Annotated in this window: 19 protein-coding genes, 1 pseudogene and 1 riboswitch; of the genes and pseudogenes, 16 read left to right on the plus strand and 4 right to left on the minus strand. The window is 31.8% G+C overall.

The genetic code is table 11. From position 1 onward, the window contains the following. Nucleotides 1-63: 63 nt before the first annotated feature. The 5 genes from comGF to gcvPB all read left to right on the plus strand — a co-directional run bounded on the left by comGF (nucleotide 64) and on the right by gcvPB (nucleotide 5,294). Nucleotides 64-507, plus strand: coding sequence for a competence type IV pilus minor pilin ComGF (comGF, locus tag ACP7BT_RS01555; protein ID WP_002483191.1), 444 nt, complete (start codon nucleotides 64-66; stop codon nucleotides 505-507). A gap of 203 nt (nucleotides 508-710) precedes the next feature. Next, the gene (locus ACP7BT_RS01560) at nucleotides 711-1,184 is read left to right on the plus strand and encodes a shikimate kinase (RefSeq protein ID WP_002483192.1); all 474 of its coding nucleotides are present in this window, start codon (nucleotides 711-713) and stop codon (nucleotides 1,182-1,184) included. Then, a riboswitch (glycine riboswitch) is annotated at nucleotides 1,181-1,292 on the plus strand. It overlaps the preceding gene by 4 nt. Before the next feature lie 75 nt (nucleotides 1,293-1,367). Continuing rightward, nucleotides 1,368-2,459, plus strand: coding sequence for a glycine cleavage system aminomethyltransferase GcvT (gene gcvT / locus ACP7BT_RS01565; protein WP_041080630.1), 1,092 nt, complete (start codon nucleotides 1,368-1,370; stop codon nucleotides 2,457-2,459). A 17-nt stretch (nucleotides 2,460-2,476) separates the two neighbouring features. Beyond that, nucleotides 2,477-3,829, plus strand: coding sequence for an aminomethyl-transferring glycine dehydrogenase subunit GcvPA (gene gcvPA / locus ACP7BT_RS01570; protein WP_011303028.1), 1,353 nt, complete (start codon nucleotides 2,477-2,479; stop codon nucleotides 3,827-3,829). Further along, the gene (gene gcvPB / locus ACP7BT_RS01575) at nucleotides 3,816-5,294 is read left to right on the plus strand and encodes an aminomethyl-transferring glycine dehydrogenase subunit GcvPB (RefSeq protein WP_041080631.1); all 1,479 of its coding nucleotides are present in this window, start codon (nucleotides 3,816-3,818) and stop codon (nucleotides 5,292-5,294) included. The genes gcvPA and gcvPB overlap by 14 nt, the downstream gene beginning before the upstream one ends. A 122-nt stretch (nucleotides 5,295-5,416) precedes the next feature. Here the strand turns inward: gcvPB and ACP7BT_RS01580 are convergent, their stop codons facing one another. After that, nucleotides 5,417-5,803, minus strand: coding sequence for a rhodanese-like domain-containing protein (locus ACP7BT_RS01580; RefSeq protein WP_011303030.1), 387 nt, complete (start codon nucleotides 5,801-5,803; stop codon nucleotides 5,417-5,419). 173 nt (nucleotides 5,804-5,976) lie between these two features. Between ACP7BT_RS01580 and ACP7BT_RS01585 the strand changes: the two genes are divergently transcribed. Beyond that, a complete protein-coding gene (locus ACP7BT_RS01585; RefSeq protein ID WP_011303031.1) occupies nucleotides 5,977-6,807 on the plus strand; it encodes a lipoate--protein ligase family protein in 831 nt (276 codons plus the stop codon). A gap of 59 nt (nucleotides 6,808-6,866) precedes the next feature. On the opposite strand, the gene ACP7BT_RS01590 is transcribed toward ACP7BT_RS01585, so the two are convergent. Together ACP7BT_RS01590 and ACP7BT_RS01595 are read right to left on the minus strand one after the other, a co-directional pair. Further along, nucleotides 6,867-7,088, minus strand: a complete 222-nt coding sequence (locus ACP7BT_RS01590; protein ID WP_002483198.1) for an SA1362 family protein — start codon at nucleotides 7,086-7,088, stop codon at nucleotides 6,867-6,869. 21 nt (nucleotides 7,089-7,109) lie between these two features. Further along, nucleotides 7,110-7,697 carry a hypothetical protein gene (locus ACP7BT_RS01595; protein ID WP_002483199.1) on the minus strand — a complete coding sequence of 196 codons (588 nt, stop codon included), beginning with the start codon at nucleotides 7,695-7,697 and terminating at the stop codon, nucleotides 7,110-7,112. A gap of 103 nt (nucleotides 7,698-7,800) precedes the next feature. On the opposite strand from ACP7BT_RS01595, the gene ACP7BT_RS01600 reads away from it, so the two are divergent. The 9 genes from ACP7BT_RS01600 to ACP7BT_RS01640 all read left to right on the plus strand — a co-directional run bounded on the left by ACP7BT_RS01600 (nucleotide 7,801) and on the right by ACP7BT_RS01640 (nucleotide 14,902). Then, nucleotides 7,801-8,859 (plus strand): M24 family metallopeptidase, encoded by a 1,059-nt coding sequence (locus ACP7BT_RS01600; RefSeq protein WP_041080635.1) that lies wholly within the window; start codon nucleotides 7,801-7,803, stop codon nucleotides 8,857-8,859. Nucleotides 8,860-8,887: 28 nt separating this feature from the next. Further along, complete coding sequence (gene efp / locus ACP7BT_RS01605; RefSeq protein ID WP_002483201.1) at nucleotides 8,888-9,445, plus strand: elongation factor P; 558 nt, start codon at nucleotides 8,888-8,890, stop codon at nucleotides 9,443-9,445. Between the two features lie 277 nt (nucleotides 9,446-9,722). Next, nucleotides 9,723-10,202 (plus strand): acetyl-CoA carboxylase biotin carboxyl carrier protein, encoded by a 480-nt coding sequence (accB, locus tag ACP7BT_RS01610; protein WP_002483202.1) that lies wholly within the window; start codon nucleotides 9,723-9,725, stop codon nucleotides 10,200-10,202. Continuing rightward, nucleotides 10,202-11,560 (plus strand): acetyl-CoA carboxylase biotin carboxylase subunit, encoded by a 1,359-nt coding sequence (gene accC / locus ACP7BT_RS01615; RefSeq protein ID WP_426303714.1) that lies wholly within the window; start codon nucleotides 10,202-10,204, stop codon nucleotides 11,558-11,560. The genes accB and accC overlap by 1 nt, the downstream gene beginning before the upstream one ends. A gap of 12 nt (nucleotides 11,561-11,572) precedes the next feature. After that, on the plus strand, nucleotides 11,573-11,935 hold the full coding sequence (locus tag ACP7BT_RS01620) for an Asp23/Gls24 family envelope stress response protein (protein WP_002483204.1): 363 nt from the start codon (nucleotides 11,573-11,575) through the stop codon (nucleotides 11,933-11,935). Nucleotides 11,936-12,048: 113 nt separating this feature from the next. After that, the gene (nusB, locus tag ACP7BT_RS01625; protein ID WP_011303036.1) at nucleotides 12,049-12,435 is read left to right on the plus strand and encodes a transcription antitermination factor NusB; all 387 of its coding nucleotides are present in this window, start codon (nucleotides 12,049-12,051) and stop codon (nucleotides 12,433-12,435) included. A gap of 14 nt (nucleotides 12,436-12,449) precedes the next feature. Next, the gene (xseA, locus tag ACP7BT_RS01630; protein WP_041080637.1) at nucleotides 12,450-13,787 is read left to right on the plus strand and encodes an exodeoxyribonuclease VII large subunit; all 1,338 of its coding nucleotides are present in this window, start codon (nucleotides 12,450-12,452) and stop codon (nucleotides 13,785-13,787) included. Beyond that, nucleotides 13,780-14,025 (plus strand): exodeoxyribonuclease VII small subunit, encoded by a 246-nt coding sequence (locus ACP7BT_RS01635; RefSeq protein ID WP_041080639.1) that lies wholly within the window; start codon nucleotides 13,780-13,782, stop codon nucleotides 14,023-14,025. The genes xseA and ACP7BT_RS01635 overlap by 8 nt, the downstream gene beginning before the upstream one ends. Then, a complete protein-coding gene (locus ACP7BT_RS01640) occupies nucleotides 14,015-14,902 on the plus strand; it encodes a polyprenyl synthetase family protein (RefSeq protein ID WP_041080640.1) in 888 nt (295 codons plus the stop codon). The genes ACP7BT_RS01635 and ACP7BT_RS01640 overlap by 11 nt, the downstream gene beginning before the upstream one ends. A 162-nt stretch (nucleotides 14,903-15,064) precedes the next feature. Here the strand turns inward: ACP7BT_RS01640 and ACP7BT_RS01645 are convergent. Continuing rightward, nucleotides 15,065-15,295, minus strand: a pseudogene (locus ACP7BT_RS01645) (IS110 family transposase); the annotation flags it as partial. 225 nt (nucleotides 15,296-15,520) lie between these two features. Between ACP7BT_RS01645 and ahrC the strand changes: the two are divergent. Beyond that, complete coding sequence (gene ahrC / locus ACP7BT_RS01650) at nucleotides 15,521-15,973, plus strand: transcriptional regulator AhrC/ArgR (RefSeq protein ID WP_037538396.1); 453 nt, start codon at nucleotides 15,521-15,523, stop codon at nucleotides 15,971-15,973. Nucleotides 15,974-15,980: the final 7 nt, after the last annotated feature.

Raw genomic sequence — 15,980 nt, forward strand, 5'->3', positions numbered from 1 at the left:
TTGAAGATTATAGCGTTAAAATGAGTAACGACAAAATTTGTATTTTCAAAAAGGGAGAAACATATGAAAAATGTTTCTTCAAATAAATTTAGAGCTTTTACATATATAGAAGTCTTGTTTGCACTTTTTATAACTATACTCATTTTTTCAATATTACCCACATTAATTAGAACGACAGGCACCATCAATGAGCAAATTATGAATGCTCAAGAAGTAGACTTGGCATTTTTCTCAAGAGATTTGACACAAGATTTAATTAAAGAAAATGCTTATGTTCTTAAAAATCAATCCGATGAACACCATATTGTAATTAGAAATAAACAGAGAAACATCATTTATGAATTTAAAAATAACAAATTAATTAAAACGTTAGATGGAAAAGGAAACATTACTACATTACATAATGTTGTTAGTGCAAAGTTCAAAATTATTAATGATAAATCTGTAGTAATTAATTTTAAAATTTTTGAGAAAGGTATTTATTATGAAAAGAAAATTGTTTTCTAATCATCCTGCTTATATGTATCCTTTTATGCTAGTCATATTTATGCTATATTTATCTTTAATTACGATTTATACATTTCAAATTGGATTACAATTAAAAACATTAGATAATATTGAATCGTATTATAAAGATCAAATAAACACATACATAAAAAAGGAAGTTAGTTTTGAATAATAAAATAGAACCACTCATACTTATTGGATTTATGGGAACAGGTAAGACAACTTTGGGTCAATTTCTAGCAAGTAATAATCAACTCTCCTATATTGACTTAGATGAACATATAGCAATACAGGAAAATAAATCTATCCCTGAAATTTTCGAAGCCATTGGTGAGCAAGGATTTAGAAAATTAGAAAATGAATATCTACAAGAATGTGTTCAACGTTATGATATCATTTCAACCGGTGGTGGTATAATAGAAGGCGATGAATCATTCCGAATATTAAAAGAACAGCCAAAAGTAATCTGGTTAGATTGTGATATAGAAATTCTTTACAAAAGAATTAAAAATGACAGCAATAGACCAAATGCAAATAATAAATCGTTATTTGAATTAAAAAGCTTGTATTCATCTAGGGTTTCAAGATATAATGAAATCGCATTCATAAAAGTAAATAGTAGTCAATCTCTTTCAGATTTACAAAATGATATCATGGAAGCGATTGTTTGCGAATGATCAGTATTAGAGAGAATGGTAGTTATACTTAATATAACTTAACTTTAGTCCATCGCCGAAGGTGCAAGTTTTTACGAAACTCTCAGGCAAAAGGATAATACTGTAACGCATTCCTGGAATATTACAACAGGGTAGTTTAGGCTACCCTGTTTTTTTATTATATAATTTTTAGGAGGTTTCTTCATGTCCAATGAACTTAAAAAAACACCACTATATCAAACTTTTGTAGATAGTGGGGCTAAAATAGTAGAATTTGGTGGATGGGCAATGCCAGTCCAATTTTCTAGTATTAAAGAAGAACATAATGCAGTTAGAACTGAAATAGGTTTATTTGACGTAAGTCATATGGGAGAAATTATCATAAAAGGTTCAGATGCTTCTAATTTAGTACAATATTTGCTTTCAAATGATACAGACAATGTAACAACGCATAAAGCGCAGTATACAGCTTTATGTAATGAACAAGGTGGCATCATTGATGATTTAATTACTTATAAATTAGAAGAAAATGTTTATCTTTTAGTTGTTAACGCTGGAAATACTGAAAAAGATTTTGAGTGGATGTGCGAAAAAGCTAAAGTATTTGATGCTGAAGTTATTAATGTATCAACTGAATATGGCCAACTAGCTATACAAGGACCAAAAGCACGTGATTTAGTCCAACAACATGTAAATATTGATGTATCTGAAATGAAACCATTTGAATTTGAACAAAACGTTGAATTCTTTGGTAAAAATGTAATACTGTCACAGTCTGGATATACAGGTGAAGATGGATTTGAAATATACTGTAATGCAGACGATGCACCATATTTGTGGGATGAAATTCTAAAAAATGATGTGACACCATGCGGTTTAGGTGCTAGAGACACATTAAGATTAGAAGCTGGACTGCCATTACACGGTCAAGATTTAAGCGAAAAAATCACACCATATGAAGCGGGTATAGCATTTGCTGCAAAACCATTAATAGAAGCCGATTTTATTGGTAAATCAGTACTAAAAGATCAAAAAGAGAATGGTTCTAAACGAAGAACAGTAGGATTAGAAATGATCGACAAAGGTATTCCAAGAACAGGGTATGAAGTATATGATTTAGACGGTAATCAAATTGGAGAAATTACTTCAGGTACGCAATCACCTTTAACTGGTAAATCAATTGGACTAGCCCTAATCAATCGAGATGCTTTTGAAATGGGAAAAGAAGTTGTTGTACAGGTTAGAAAAAGACAAGTTAAAGCTAAAATTGTTAAAAAAAATCAGATTAGTAAATAAATCAAAGGGGTGTTACTGTGAGTCATCGTTATATTCCATTAACTGAACAAGATAAAAAAGAAATGTTGGATACAATCGGAGCAAGCTCTATAAGTGAATTATTTGGAGATGTTCCAAAAGATATTTTATTAAATAGAGAGTTGGCCATACCAGATGGTGAAGCTGAAACGACATTGACAAAACGCTTAAGCAGAATTGCAAGCAAAAATGTAACTAAAGAAACGCATAGTTCATTTTTAGGCGCAGGTGTTTATGATCATTACGCACCAGCAGTTGTAGATGCAATGATTTCTCGTTCTGAATTTTATACTGCTTATACTCCATACCAACCAGAAATTTCGCAAGGTGAATTACAAGCTATCTTTGAATTCCAAACATTAATTTGCGAATTAACAGATATGGATATTGCAAACTCATCTATGTATGATGGTATTACAAGTTTCGCAGAAGCATGTATTTTAGCATTTAATCAAACGCGTAAAAATAAAATAGTTGTTTCAAAAGGACTACATTATCAAGCTTTGCAAGTATTAAAAACTTACGTTAAAACTCGAGAAGAATTTGAAGTTGTAGAAGTAGACCTTGATGGTACAATTACAGATTTAGAAAAATTAGAAAATGCAATTGACGATGATACAGCGGCAGTTGCTGTGCAGTATCCAAACTTTTATGGATCTATTGAGGATTTAGAAAAAATACATTCATTTATTGAAGACAAAAAGGCACTGTTTATTGTTTATGCCAATCCACTTGCTTTAGGTTTATTGACACCGCCAGGTAGTTTTGGAGCGGATATTGTTGTAGGAGACACACAACCATTTGGTATACCAGCGCAATTTGGTGGTCCGCATTGTGGTTTCTTCGCAACAACGAAAAAATTAATGAGAAAAATACCGGGACGTTTGGTTGGACAGACTGAAGATGGAGATGGAAATCGTGGTTTCGTTTTAACGCTACAGGCACGTGAACAACATATTCGTCGAGATAAAGCCACTTCAAACATTTGTTCAAACCAAGCGTTAAATGCATTAGCTTCTTCAATTTGCATGTCTGCATTAGGTAAACAAGGTATTTATGACATTTCAGTACAAAACTTTGAAAATGCTAATTATGCAAAAGCACAATTTAAAGAAGCTGGTTTAGAAGTTTCAAATGGCACATCATTTAATGAATTTGTCGTGAAGTTTAATAAACCTGTAAAAGATATTAATGATGCATTACTACAACAAGATATTATTGGCGGTTTTGATTTAAGTGAAGTCTCAAAGGATTATGAAAATCAAATGTTAGTAGCAGTGACAGAATTAAGAACTAAAGATGAGATAGATACATTTGTTAAGAAAGCAGGTGAATTAAATGGTAGTAAGTAAATCTAGTCCATTAATATTTGAACGTTCTAAAAAAGGTCGTTATGCATATTCGTTACCCAAAAAAGAAATAGATAACGGTGCAGTAGAAAAATTATTAGACGACAAATTTATAAGAAAAAATAAAGCAGAACTACCTGAAGTCGCTGAATTAGATTTAGTACGTCATTATACTGAGCTTTCAAATAAAAACTTCGGTGTTGATTCAGGATTTTATCCTTTAGGTTCATGTACAATGAAATACAATCCAAAAATCAATGAAAAAATAGCAAGAATACCAGGATTCGCCGAGTCACATCCACTGCAAGATGAATCACAAGTTCAAGGTTCTTTAGAAATAATTCATAGTTTACAGGAAGAACTTAAAGAAATAACCGGTATGGATGAAGTAACGTTGCAACCAGCTGCCGGTGCGCATGGTGAATGGACTGCATTGATGATATTCAAGGCATTCCATCAAAAAAATGGTGAAGGACATCGTGATGAAGTTATTGTACCTGACTCCGCACATGGTACTAACCCAGCTTCTGCAGCATTTGCTGGTTTCAAAGCGGTTACAGTTAAATCGAACGAACGCGGTGAAGTTGATATTGACGACTTAAAAAGAGTTGTAAATGAAAACACTGCAGCAATTATGCTTACAAATCCTAATACATTAGGTATATTTGAAAAAAATATTATGGATATAAGAAATATTGTTCATGAAGCTGGCGGATTATTATATTATGATGGTGCGAATTTAAATGCCATTATGGACAAAGTAAGACCAGGAGACATGGGGTTTGATGCGGTACATCTTAACTTGCATAAAACATTTACTGGTCCTCATGGTGGCGGTGGACCAGGTTCTGGACCAGTCGGTGTGAAAAAAGAATTAGCTAGTTTCTTACCAAAACCAATGGTAGTCAAAGAAGACGATGTATATAAATATGATAATGATATCGAAAATTCTATAGGACGCGTAAAACCTTTTTACGGTAATTTTGGTATCTATCTAAGAGCTTATACTTATATTCGTACGATGGGGAATAAAGGACTTGAAGAAGTTTCTGAGGCAGCTGTATTAAATGCAAATTATATTAAAGCTCGATTGAAGGATCATTTCGAAATCCCTTATCCACAATTTTGTAAACATGAATTTGTATTAAGTGGTTCAAAACAAAAAGAACACGGTGTCAGAACGTTAGATATGGCTAAACGATTACTTGATTTCGGTGTTCATCCACCAACAATTTACTTCCCACTTAATGTTGAGGAAGGTATGATGATTGAACCAACTGAAACAGAATCTAAAGAAACCCTTGATTATTTCTGTGATAAAATGATTGAAATTGCAAATGAAGCAAAAGAAGATCCAGATAAAGTCTTAGAAGCACCACATACAACAATCATTGATAGATTAGATGAAACTAAAGCAGCTAGACAACCTGTTTTAAAATTTGAAAATCTTCGTTCTGAAAAAGAATAAGTATTATATTAAATAAATCCGGATAATTAATTATCCGGATTTATTTTTGTCTATTTTAATAAAAAACGAGTAACTATATATGAAATATAGTTACTCGCTTATTATTAAGTGAAATATTTAAACTACTTTTTAGATTTGATTTTACCAGTCCATTTTTTGTATCCGCCTTTAAGCATATAAACATCTTTATACCCATTTTTCTTTAAAGTTCTAGCGGCACGATAACTGGCAATGCCATTAGCATCGCACAGATAAATAGGTTGATCTGTTCTCAAACCTTGATATCTTTGTTTAAACATAGTAATTGGTATGTTACGCGCACCATTGATGTGGCCGTAATCATAATCTACTTTTTCTCTTACATCAATAACTTGAGCTTTACGCAAACCATTATGGAATTCATTTTGGTTTAATTCTGTGACTGCTCTTTTATTAAGAAGATAATTGATTAGCATGTAAGCGATAATAATTATTAAAACTGCTAACGCTATAAACCAAAAATTACTCATCTTGCATCCTCCCTAATTAACCGATATTATATATTATAAGACTGTTAGCCCAATTTATCAAAATATTTTTGCTTTTGATTAATAAGAAAGACTGACAAACTTATACAATTATTGAAAACGATAACACAAAATATATGTTATCACAATTTAATTTAGCGATTGGAGTTTTGAATGTGACAGAAACATGGAATTTTATCAATACTGGGAGTAAAGATCCTTATTTTAATATGGCGATGGATGAAGCCTTACTGAATTTTGTTTCCAGAGGGGAAATAGATCCTGTCATTAGATTTTATACTTGGGATCCTGCAACATTATCTATTGGTTACTTTCAAAGGCTTACAAAAGAAATTGATATCGATAAAGTTGAAGAAAAAGGATATGGACTTGTCAGACGTCAAACAGGCGGTAGAGGTGTGCTACATGACAAAGAATTAACTTATAGTGTCATTGTTCCAGAATCACATCCAGACATGCCCTCGACGGTTACAGAGGCTTATAGAGTAATTTCTGAGGGATTGTTAGAAGGGTTTAAGCATTTAGGTTTTGATGCTTCATTTGCCATTCCTCGCTCGAAAGAAGAAAGAGCTAAACTCAAACAACCAAGAAGTGCTGTATGTTTCGATGCTCCGAGCTGGTATGAATTAGTAGTAGAAGGTAGAAAAATAGCAGGTAGCGCCCAAGTTAGACAAAAAGGCGTTATTTTACAACACGGTTCGTTATTGCAAGATGTGGACATTGACGATCTATTTGACATGTTTATATTCAAAAATGAGCGTTTAAAAGATAAAATGAAACAAGCCTTTGTAGACAAAGCAGTCGCCATTAATGATATTTCAGATCGATATATTACACTAGAAGAGATGGAAGAAGCTTTTGAAATTGGATTTAAAAAAGGCTTAGACATCAATTTCAAACCACTAGAGCTTAATCAAAACCAAAAAGAAGAAATAAATACCTTAATTGAAAAGTATAAATCGGATGAATGGAATTATAGAAAATAAATGAAAAAGTATTAAAAAGCGCAACGACATTCAATGTCGTTGCGCTTTTAAAATAGCACTTATTTTTTCTTTCTATTTTGTCTTTTATATTTACGTTGCGCACGCTTATATTTACGTTGGTCTTCTGTCAAAAAGAAGAAATAATAAATTGCGTAAATAATTCCAGCAAATATCGCTAAGCTAATTGCCATTCTTACAAAACTAAAAATAAATGCATCTAAATTAAGAATTAATCCAACTACTGCCACAGCGATGACAATATAAAATATCGCTTGTTTCACTTAAAACACTCCTATGTGATTCTAACTTTGACTATTATTGATACTTATAGTTGATAAAGCATTTTGTCCCTTTTGAATTTTTTTCTTATCTTTGCCATTGTAACCTTCTCTAATATCACTCATTGCATCACTTAATTTTTTATTAAGTTTAGTAATGTCTTTATTTTTTTCCTTGTCATCACTACTCATTTTTTCTTTATTTATATCGTTTTTGTACGTAGTAAAGGCTGTATCAATTTTATTAGTGATATCGGTAAGTTTTTCTTGAATTTTTTTATCACCTTTATTTTTCGTGACATCACTTTCAATTTCATCGTACTGTTTAATAGATTTAGCAATGTCTTGATAATATGTAGAAGATGCTTTTAAGTTTGTAACTTTCTTATTGTTATTTTTAGCTGTAGCTATGTTTTTTTTATCTTTTTCCAAAGCTGTGATGTTACTTTTTTCTTTACTAATTTGTTGTTTTAAATCCTGAATGTTACTTTTCAACTTATGATTTTCATCGCGAAGTTGCGTGGTCTTTTCTTCTAGTGGCCCTAAATTTTGACTACCACAACCAACTAACAAACATGAAGCACCTAAAATAGCTACAATTTTTTTCTTCATAATACGCTCCTAATTCAAAAACTATAAATTTATATAATAATTATGCTATCATTTTAATGTATAAATGGAAAATGTACAAATTTATTGAATAGGAGGAAGAAAGATGACTAGAATTGAAAAATTAAATTCTGCATTAGAAACAAAACATTTAGAAGCAGCAGTCATATTATCAGATTTTAACAGAAGATATTTATCCGGTTTCACAGGTACAAGTGGTGCATTAATAATAACGAAAGAACAAAATTTATTAATTACTGACTTTAGATACATAGAGCAAGCCACTGCGCAAGCACCAGATTTTAAAATCATCAAACAACAAGGTTCCTTAATTGATGAAATAAAGCAACAACTTGAAAACTTAAGTGTGCAAAATGTCGGATTTGAAGGTAATCTAGTTAGTTATGATACTTACTTACAATTGAGTAAAGCCTACATTAGTTTAATTAGTATTAGTGGTGTAATTGAAAAAATTCGTGAAGTAAAAGATGAAGCAGAAATTCAGCTAATACAAAAAGCTTCAGACATTGTTGATGAAACATTTGAGTATATATTAACTGTTGCAAAAGCTGGTATGACGGAACAGCAACTAAAAGCAAAGTTAGAAAGTAAAATGTTAGAATTAGGCGCAGAAGGGACATCGTTTGATACCATAGTTGCTTCAGGCGTAAGAGGAGCTTTACCACATGGTGTAGCTAGCGATAAAGTAATTAATCATGGTGAAATGATCACCTTAGATTTTGGTGCTTATTACAAGGGCTATAGTTCGGACATTACACGAACATTTGCAATCGGTGAGCCAGACCCACAACTTAAAGAAATCTACAATATTGTTTTAGAAGCGAACTTAAAAGGAATAGAAGCAGCTAAAAAAGGCATTACAGGTAAAGCTCTAGATGCAGTAGCAAGAGATTACATTACGGAAAAAGGGTATGGAGATGCCTTTGGACATTCGTTAGGTCACGGTATAGGGTTAGATGTTCACGAAGGTCCCAATCTTTCTAGAAAATCTGAAACTGAATTAGACGTCAATAATTGTGTTACAATTGAACCTGGCATTTATATAGATGGTCTAGGTGGCGTTCGTATAGAAGATGACATTTTAATTAAAGAAAATGGCTGTGAACGCTTTACTAAATGCACTAAAAACCTTATTATTTTATAGAAGACCTTATAATCGAGGAGGAAACTGAATGATTTCGGTTAATGATTTTAAAACAGGCTTAACAATATCAGTAGATAATGGTATTTGGAAAGTATTAGATTTCCAACACGTAAAACCAGGCAAAGGTTCTGCTTTTGTACGTTCTAAGTTACGTAATCTAAGAACGGGTGCAATCCAGGAGAAAACATTTAGAGGCGGAGAGAAAGTAGAAACTGCTTTAATTGAAAACCGTCGTATGCAGTATTTATATGCAGATGGTGATACACATGTTTTCATGGATAATCAAACGTTTGAACAAACAGAATTACCAGCTGACTATTTAGAATATGAACTTAACTTCTTAAAAGCTAACATGGAAGTTCAAATTCAGTCTTATGAAAATGAAACATTAGGTGTTGAATTACCTAAAACAGTTGAACTTACTGTAACTGAAACAGAACCTGGTATCAAAGGTGATACTGCAAATGGTGCAACTAAATCAGCAACAGTAGAAACAGGGTATACGTTAAATGTACCTTTATTTGTAAATGAAGGCGATGTACTTGTGATTAATACTGGTGACGGTAGTTACATCTCAAGAGCATAATAGTTTAATTTTGTATTTACTTATCGAAATTACATTTAAAAAAACCTTTCCAATGCGCTATACTTTGGAAAGGTTTTTATTGTGTTAAAATAGATAGAATCAAATAATATTATTTAAAATTGCACTAATAGTTTACTTTTGAAATAAGGTATAGTTATATGGAACACTACAAAAGTGAATCAGTTTAATATAGAGAGTATGTATATGCTTGAATTGAGCATATCTCTAAAGTAAAATAAACTAGGTAAATGAAAACAATCTGAAGGAGTCAGTATTTATGAATTTTAAAGAAATTAAAGAATTAATTGAAATTCTTGATCAATCAAGTTTGACTGAAATTAATATAGAAGACAAGGGCAATGTTGTTAATTTAAAAAAAGAAAAAGAAACTGAAATCATTACACCACAAATTTCACAACAACCGATGCAACAATTAGCGCCGCAACAAGGTGTAGCATCAAATCCAGTAGCTACAGGTAGTACAGAAGAAACTACTAGCGATGCAAGTACAACTGACGATAACCTACAAACTATTAATGCGCCAATGGTAGGTACATTTTATAAATCGCCATCACCAGAAGAAAGTGCTTACGTACAAGTTGGTGATTCTGTTACAAACGAATCAACTGTCTGTATATTAGAAGCGATGAAATTGTTTAATGAAATTCAAGCCGAAGTAACTGGGGAAATTGCAGAAATTTTAGTAGAAGACGGTCAAATGGTAGAGTATGGCCAACCGTTATTTAAGGTGAAATAATGAATAAAATTTTAATAGCAAATAGAGGAGAAATTGCAGTAAGAATCATTCGTGCATGTCATGAACTTGGATTGCAAACAGTGGCAATATACTCTGAAGGAGATAAAGACGCACTACATACTCAAATTGCTGATGAAGCATATTGCGTTGGCCCAACTCAATCTAAAGATTCTTACTTAAACATCCCAAACATTTTATCAATAGCAACTTCTACTGGATGCGACGGTGTTCATCCAGGGTACGGGTTTTTAGCAGAAAATGGAGATTTCGCAGAATTATGTGAAGCATGCCAGTTAAAATTTATTGGACCTAGCTATGAATCAATTCAAAAAATGGGGATTAAAGATGTAGCTAAAGAAGAAATGAAACGTGCAGAAGTACCTGTAGTTCCTGGTAGCGAGGGGTTAGTTCAAGATATCAATGAAGCTAAAAAAATCGCTACTGAAATTGGCTATCCAGTAATCATTAAAGCAACTGCTGGTGGCGGTGGTAAAGGGATTAGAGTGGCACGTGACGAAAAAGAACTTGAAACTGGTTTTAAAATGACACAACAAGAAGCAGAAACTGCATTTGGCAATAATGGCTTATATCTAGAAAAATTCATTGAAAATTTCCGTCATATTGAAATACAAATTATGGGTGATAGCTTTGGTAATGTTGTACATTTAGGTGAGCGTGACTGTACAATTCAACGAAGAATGCAAAAATTAGTTGAGGAAGCTCCTTCACCGATACTTACCGAAGAAAAACGCCAAGAAATGGGAAATGCAGCAGTCAGAGCAGCAAAAGCCGTAAATTATGAAAATGCTGGGACGATAGAATTCATTTATGACTTAGATACGAATGACTTTTATTTTATGGAAATGAACACGCGAATTCAAGTTGAACATCCAGTTACAGAGATGGTTACGGGTGTAGACTTAGTTAAACTACAATTGAAGGTTGCAATGGGTGAAAAACTTCCTTTCAAACAAAAAGATATTAAAATCGAGGGACATGCAATGGAATTCAGAATCAATGCTGAAAATCCATATAAAAATTTCATGCCTTCTCCAGGTCAAATCACTCAATATTTAGCTCCAGGCGGTTTTGGTGTGAGAATTGAATCAGCTTGTTATACTAATTATACGATTCCACCTTATTATGATTCTATGGTAGCGAAACTCATTGTTCATGAACCAACACGAGAAGAAGCAATTATGACAGGTTTACGCGCACTAGGTGAGTATCTTGTTCTTGGCATTGATACAACAATCCCATTCCATATTCGTTTACTAAATAATGATATTTTTAGAAGGGGCGTATTTAATACGAAGTTTTTAGAAACACATAATATTATGGATGATCAATCTAAATAGGAGGTAATTGACATGGTCAAAGTTTCAGAAACCTCACATTCCCAATTAGGTAAAATAGAAATAGCACCCGAGGTATTAACAGTCATAGCTAGTATTGCCACTTCAGAAGTAAAAGGTATACAAGGGCATTTTAAAGAATTAAAAAAAGGCAGCATTGAAAACATTAGCAAAAAACAGCTTAGTCGCGGTGTTAAAGTAGATACAAATGATGAAGGCATCTATATCGATGTATATTGTTCATTAGCGTATGGTATCAATATATCGGAAACTGCTAAAAAAATTCAACAAGCTATTTATAATTCGTTAACGACGATGACAACAATTGAACCTAGTCAAATCAATATTCATATTACACATATAGAACCAATAAATTAAAATTATAAAAGCAAATTTACTTTAAATTCATTTTGCGAAAAGCGATTGCTTCTATTTTAAGCATCTCTTTTCGTTAATGGTTTACTATAATACTATGCTTGAAGGAGTTTATAATGAGTCGAAAAGAATCCAGAACGCAAGCCTTTCAAACTCTATTTCAACTTGAAATGAAAAATAGCGATTTAACAATTGAAGAAGCAATCAGTTTTATTAAAGATGATAATCCAGATTTAGAATTCGAATTCATCAGTTGGTTAGTAACTGGCGTTAAAGATCACGAAGTTGTGCTAGATGAAAAAATCCAACCTCATTTAAAGGACTGGACTTTAGCACGATTGTTAAAATCTGATCGAATTATCTTAAGAATGTCTACATTTGAAATGTTACATAGTTCAACACCACAAAAAGTAATTATCAATGAAGCTGTTGAATTAGCAAAACAATTCAGTGATGATGATCATTACAAATTTATAAACGGTGTATTGAGCAATATTGAATAGAAGAGTGATATAACATGTCAGAATATTTAAGTGTAACTTCGTTAACTAAATATATTAAATATAAATTTGATCAAGATCCTCATTTACAATCCGTATTGATTAAAGGCGAATTATCTAATTTTAAAAAGCATAGTAGTGGACATCTGTATTTTAATGTAAAAGATAAAAACAGTGTCATCAGTGCAATGATGTTTAAAGGAAATGCATCAAAAATTGATTTTGAACCTAAAGAAGGGGACGAAGTGCTATTAGAAGCACGTGTTTCTGTCTATGAACGTCGTGGTAATTATCAAATATACGTTAATAAAATGCATATGGATGGAATAGGTAATCTTTATCAAAAATTAGAGCAGTTAAAAAAGAAATTAACTAAAGAAGGCTTTTTTGATCAAAGTCATAAGAAAGTGATACCTAAATTCCCCCAAAAAATAGCTATGCTAACAGCCGGAACTGGCGCTGCAATACGAGATATTCATACGACTATTAATAGTAGGTATCCATTAGCAGAACAAGTTCAGATCAATACACTTGTTCAAGGAGAACAAGCTAAAAGCGACATTATTGAAAAAATTAATCAAGCTGATGCTTTGAATGTTGATACAATTATTATCGGTCGTGGCGGAGGCTCTATCGAGGATTTATGGAATTTCAATGAAGAAGATGTCGTTAAAGCCATCTATAATTGTCAAACACCGATTATTTCCGCAGTAGGACATGAAACTGATTTTACATTAAGTGATTTTGTGGCAGATGTAAGAGCAGCAACACCAACTCAAGCAGCAGTAATGGCTACGCCGGACCAATATGAATTACGTCAATATTTACAGCAAGCTAATTTATCATTGACTCGATTTATCAAACAATATATGCAGCAACAACGAAAACATTTGGAACATGTTGCATCTTATTATAAATTCCAAACGCCTTCACTACTTTATGATCAACAAATACAAAAACGTGATGATCTTGAGAAACAACTTAAGTTGTCTTTGAATTTGAAAATTAAAAATCAGCAACAACAATTACAGTTACTCTTTAACAATTTCAATTTAAAAACGTTTAAACAACGTATTAAAAGAGACCAATTAACAAATAATCAAAAACGTGTTGAATTAAGTAAAGTCATGCATAATTTACTTGATAATCAAAAAAACAATCTTGCTAGAAAACTAGAAAATCTTAATAATTTAAGTCCTACTAATACTATGTTGCGTGGTTATACAATCGTAAATAAGGATGATAAAGTTATTACCAGTACGAAAGACTTGGCTGAAAATGATAATATTGTGTTAACAATGAAAGATGGCGTTGTTGATGCACAAGTAAAGAAAGTAAGGTGTAATGATGAGTAATAGTAATACACAAAGTTTTGAAGAAATGATGAAAGAACTAGAAACAATCGTTCAAAAATTAGACAATGAAAATGTTTCTTTAGAAGAATCTTTAAACCTATATCAACGTGGTATGAAATTATCGGCTACTTGTGATGAAACATTAAAAGATGCTGAGAAAAAAGTAAATGAATTGATGTCTGATGAAAATACTGACAATAATGACGATACTGAGAAGGTAGATAGTGATGATAAATAAAAAAATGGAACATTTAACTGAAGAAGTTAATCAATTGTTATCTGAAACAATTCCAAATTCAAAACTAAATACTAATCTAGAAGAAAGTATGCGTTATTCACTAGAAGCAGGTGGTAAACGCATAAGACCTGTATTATTACTGTTAACTTTAGAAATGTTAACAGATCAGTATAAAAAAGGATTTTCATCAGCACTTGCACTAGAAATGATACACACATATTCATTAATACATGATGATTTACCACCAATGGATAATGATGATTATCGTAGAGGTAAATTAACAAATCATAAAGTATTTGGAGAGTGGAAAGCGATACTAGCAGGTGATGCGTTACTAACTAAAGCATTTGATATGATTGTAAACGATGATTCACTTAATGATGTTGCTAAAGTTAAATTAATCAAACGTTTATCCTTTGCTAGCGGCCATCTGGGTATGGTAGGTGGCCAAACGCTTGATATGCAAAGCGAAGGTGCAGAAACAAATATTGATCTAGACACTTTAGAGAAAATTCATAATGCAAAAACAGGTGCACTATTAAAATTTGCAGTCATGGCAGCAGTCGATATTGCTGAACCAGAAAATGAAGTTTCCAATGCTTTAGAATCATATAGTGAACATTTGGGATTAATGTTCCAAATCAAAGATGATTTATTAGATATTTATGGTGATGAAGCAAAACTTGGTAAAGCTGTCGGTAGTGATATTGAAAATGATAAAAGTACCTATGTTTCACTTTTAGGCCAACAAGGGGCTGAAGACAAATTGAAACATCATACTGACAAAGCTTACAAATGTTTAAATCAATTACCAAAACAATATAATACTGACAATTTAGTTTATATTATAGAACTTTTTAATAATCGTGAATCATAAAATCAAATGTGTTTATTTAAGAGTCTGGGACAAAAATGGATGTTTCGGACTCTTTCCTACGATTAGTCAACTGGTTATATAGTAAATTAAGTATACTAAATAAACCTTATGATTTAATATTTTTAAATAAGGTGTTAATCTATATTTGTAATTATGATTATTTTAATGTGGGGACATTTGATAGTCATATTGCTTATTATTGGTAACTAAATAATGAATTGTTTTTAACAAGCGATTCATACAAGCTACCATGGCAGTCTTATGAGTTTTCTCATGAGGCTGCTTTTTAATTTATAGTAATAATCAATAATGTGATTATCGTAATGTCGCTGACTCCGAATTATATTGATCACAACGAAAAATAACGGTCTCCGTTTTTTTATTTCCTTGTTTTATTTAGTTTTGTACTATTCAATAAATATTCAGCATACGCATAATATGATATAAGTCATGATTGAAATGCTTCATATTTAGAATCACTGAAAAAGTATTGTCAAGACTATAATTACAACGGAATATCCATTTAAGTAAGTAAAATTACAAACCGTCTTTAGTAGTCGAATGCTATGGCTTGTGGTAAAATCAATGTATAAATATTCGTTTATAGAGGTGCTATATATGGCTAAAAAATCGGTAAGACATATAAAAATAAGAGAAATAATTTCAAATGAAAAAATTGAAACACAAGATGAATTAGTAAAGCGATTAAATGAATATGAATTAAATGTTACCCAAGCGACCGTTTCTAGAGACATTAAAGAACTACAACTTATAAAAGTTCCCACGCCAGCGGGGCAATATGTTTATAGTTTACCAAATGATAGAAAATATCATCCTTTAGAAAAATTGGGTCGTTATTTAATTGACTCATTTGTAAATATTGATGGAACCGGTAATTTATTAGTATTAAAAACACTACCAGGTAATGCGCAATCTATTGGTGCAATATTAGACCAAATCGATTGGGAAGAGGTATTAGGTACAATTTGTGGTGACGATACTTGTTTAATTATTTGTCGAGATGATGCTGCAAGCGAGAAGATTAAAAAACGCATCTTTAATTTATTATAAGTATAAG

Source organism: Staphylococcus sp. Y174-1, assembly GCF_049897865.1.
Taxonomy (GTDB): domain Bacteria; phylum Bacillota; class Bacilli; order Staphylococcales; family Staphylococcaceae; genus Staphylococcus; species Staphylococcus saprophyticus.

What these genes read in the sequence shown, in the direction of transcription:
- comGF (WP_002483191.1), top strand. Translation starts at nt 64, where the DNA reads ATGAAAAATGTTTCTTCAAATAAATTTAGAGCTTTTACATATATAGAA.
- ACP7BT_RS01560 (WP_002483192.1), top strand. Translation starts at nt 711, where the DNA reads ATGGGAACAGGTAAGACAACTTTGGGTCAATTTCTAGCAAGTAATAAT.
- gcvT (WP_041080630.1), top strand. Translation starts at nt 1,368, where the DNA reads ATGTCCAATGAACTTAAAAAAACACCACTATATCAAACTTTTGTAGAT.
- gcvPB (WP_041080631.1), top strand. Translation starts at nt 3,816, where the DNA reads ATGGTAGTAAGTAAATCTAGTCCATTAATATTTGAACGTTCTAAAAAA.
- ACP7BT_RS01580 (WP_011303030.1), bottom strand. Translation starts at nt 5,803, where the DNA reads ATGAGTAATTTTTGGTTTATAGCGTTAGCAGTTTTAATAATTATTATC.
- ACP7BT_RS01595 (WP_002483199.1), bottom strand. Translation starts at nt 7,697, where the DNA reads ATGAAGAAAAAAATTGTAGCTATTTTAGGTGCTTCATGTTTGTTAGTT.
- ACP7BT_RS01600 (WP_041080635.1), top strand. Translation starts at nt 7,801, where the DNA reads ATGACTAGAATTGAAAAATTAAATTCTGCATTAGAAACAAAACATTTA.
- efp (WP_002483201.1), top strand. Translation starts at nt 8,888, where the DNA reads ATGATTTCGGTTAATGATTTTAAAACAGGCTTAACAATATCAGTAGAT.
- accB (WP_002483202.1), top strand. Translation starts at nt 9,723, where the DNA reads ATGAATTTTAAAGAAATTAAAGAATTAATTGAAATTCTTGATCAATCA.
- accC (WP_426303714.1), top strand. Translation starts at nt 10,202, where the DNA reads ATGAATAAAATTTTAATAGCAAATAGAGGAGAAATTGCAGTAAGAATC.
- ACP7BT_RS01620 (WP_002483204.1), top strand. Translation starts at nt 11,573, where the DNA reads ATGGTCAAAGTTTCAGAAACCTCACATTCCCAATTAGGTAAAATAGAA.
- nusB (WP_011303036.1), top strand. Translation starts at nt 12,049, where the DNA reads ATGAGTCGAAAAGAATCCAGAACGCAAGCCTTTCAAACTCTATTTCAA.
- xseA (WP_041080637.1), top strand. Translation starts at nt 12,450, where the DNA reads ATGTCAGAATATTTAAGTGTAACTTCGTTAACTAAATATATTAAATAT.
- ACP7BT_RS01635 (WP_041080639.1), top strand. Translation starts at nt 13,780, where the DNA reads ATGAGTAATAGTAATACACAAAGTTTTGAAGAAATGATGAAAGAACTA.
- ACP7BT_RS01640 (WP_041080640.1), top strand. Translation starts at nt 14,015, where the DNA reads ATGATAAATAAAAAAATGGAACATTTAACTGAAGAAGTTAATCAATTG.
- ahrC (WP_037538396.1), top strand. Translation starts at nt 15,521, where the DNA reads ATGGCTAAAAAATCGGTAAGACATATAAAAATAAGAGAAATAATTTCA.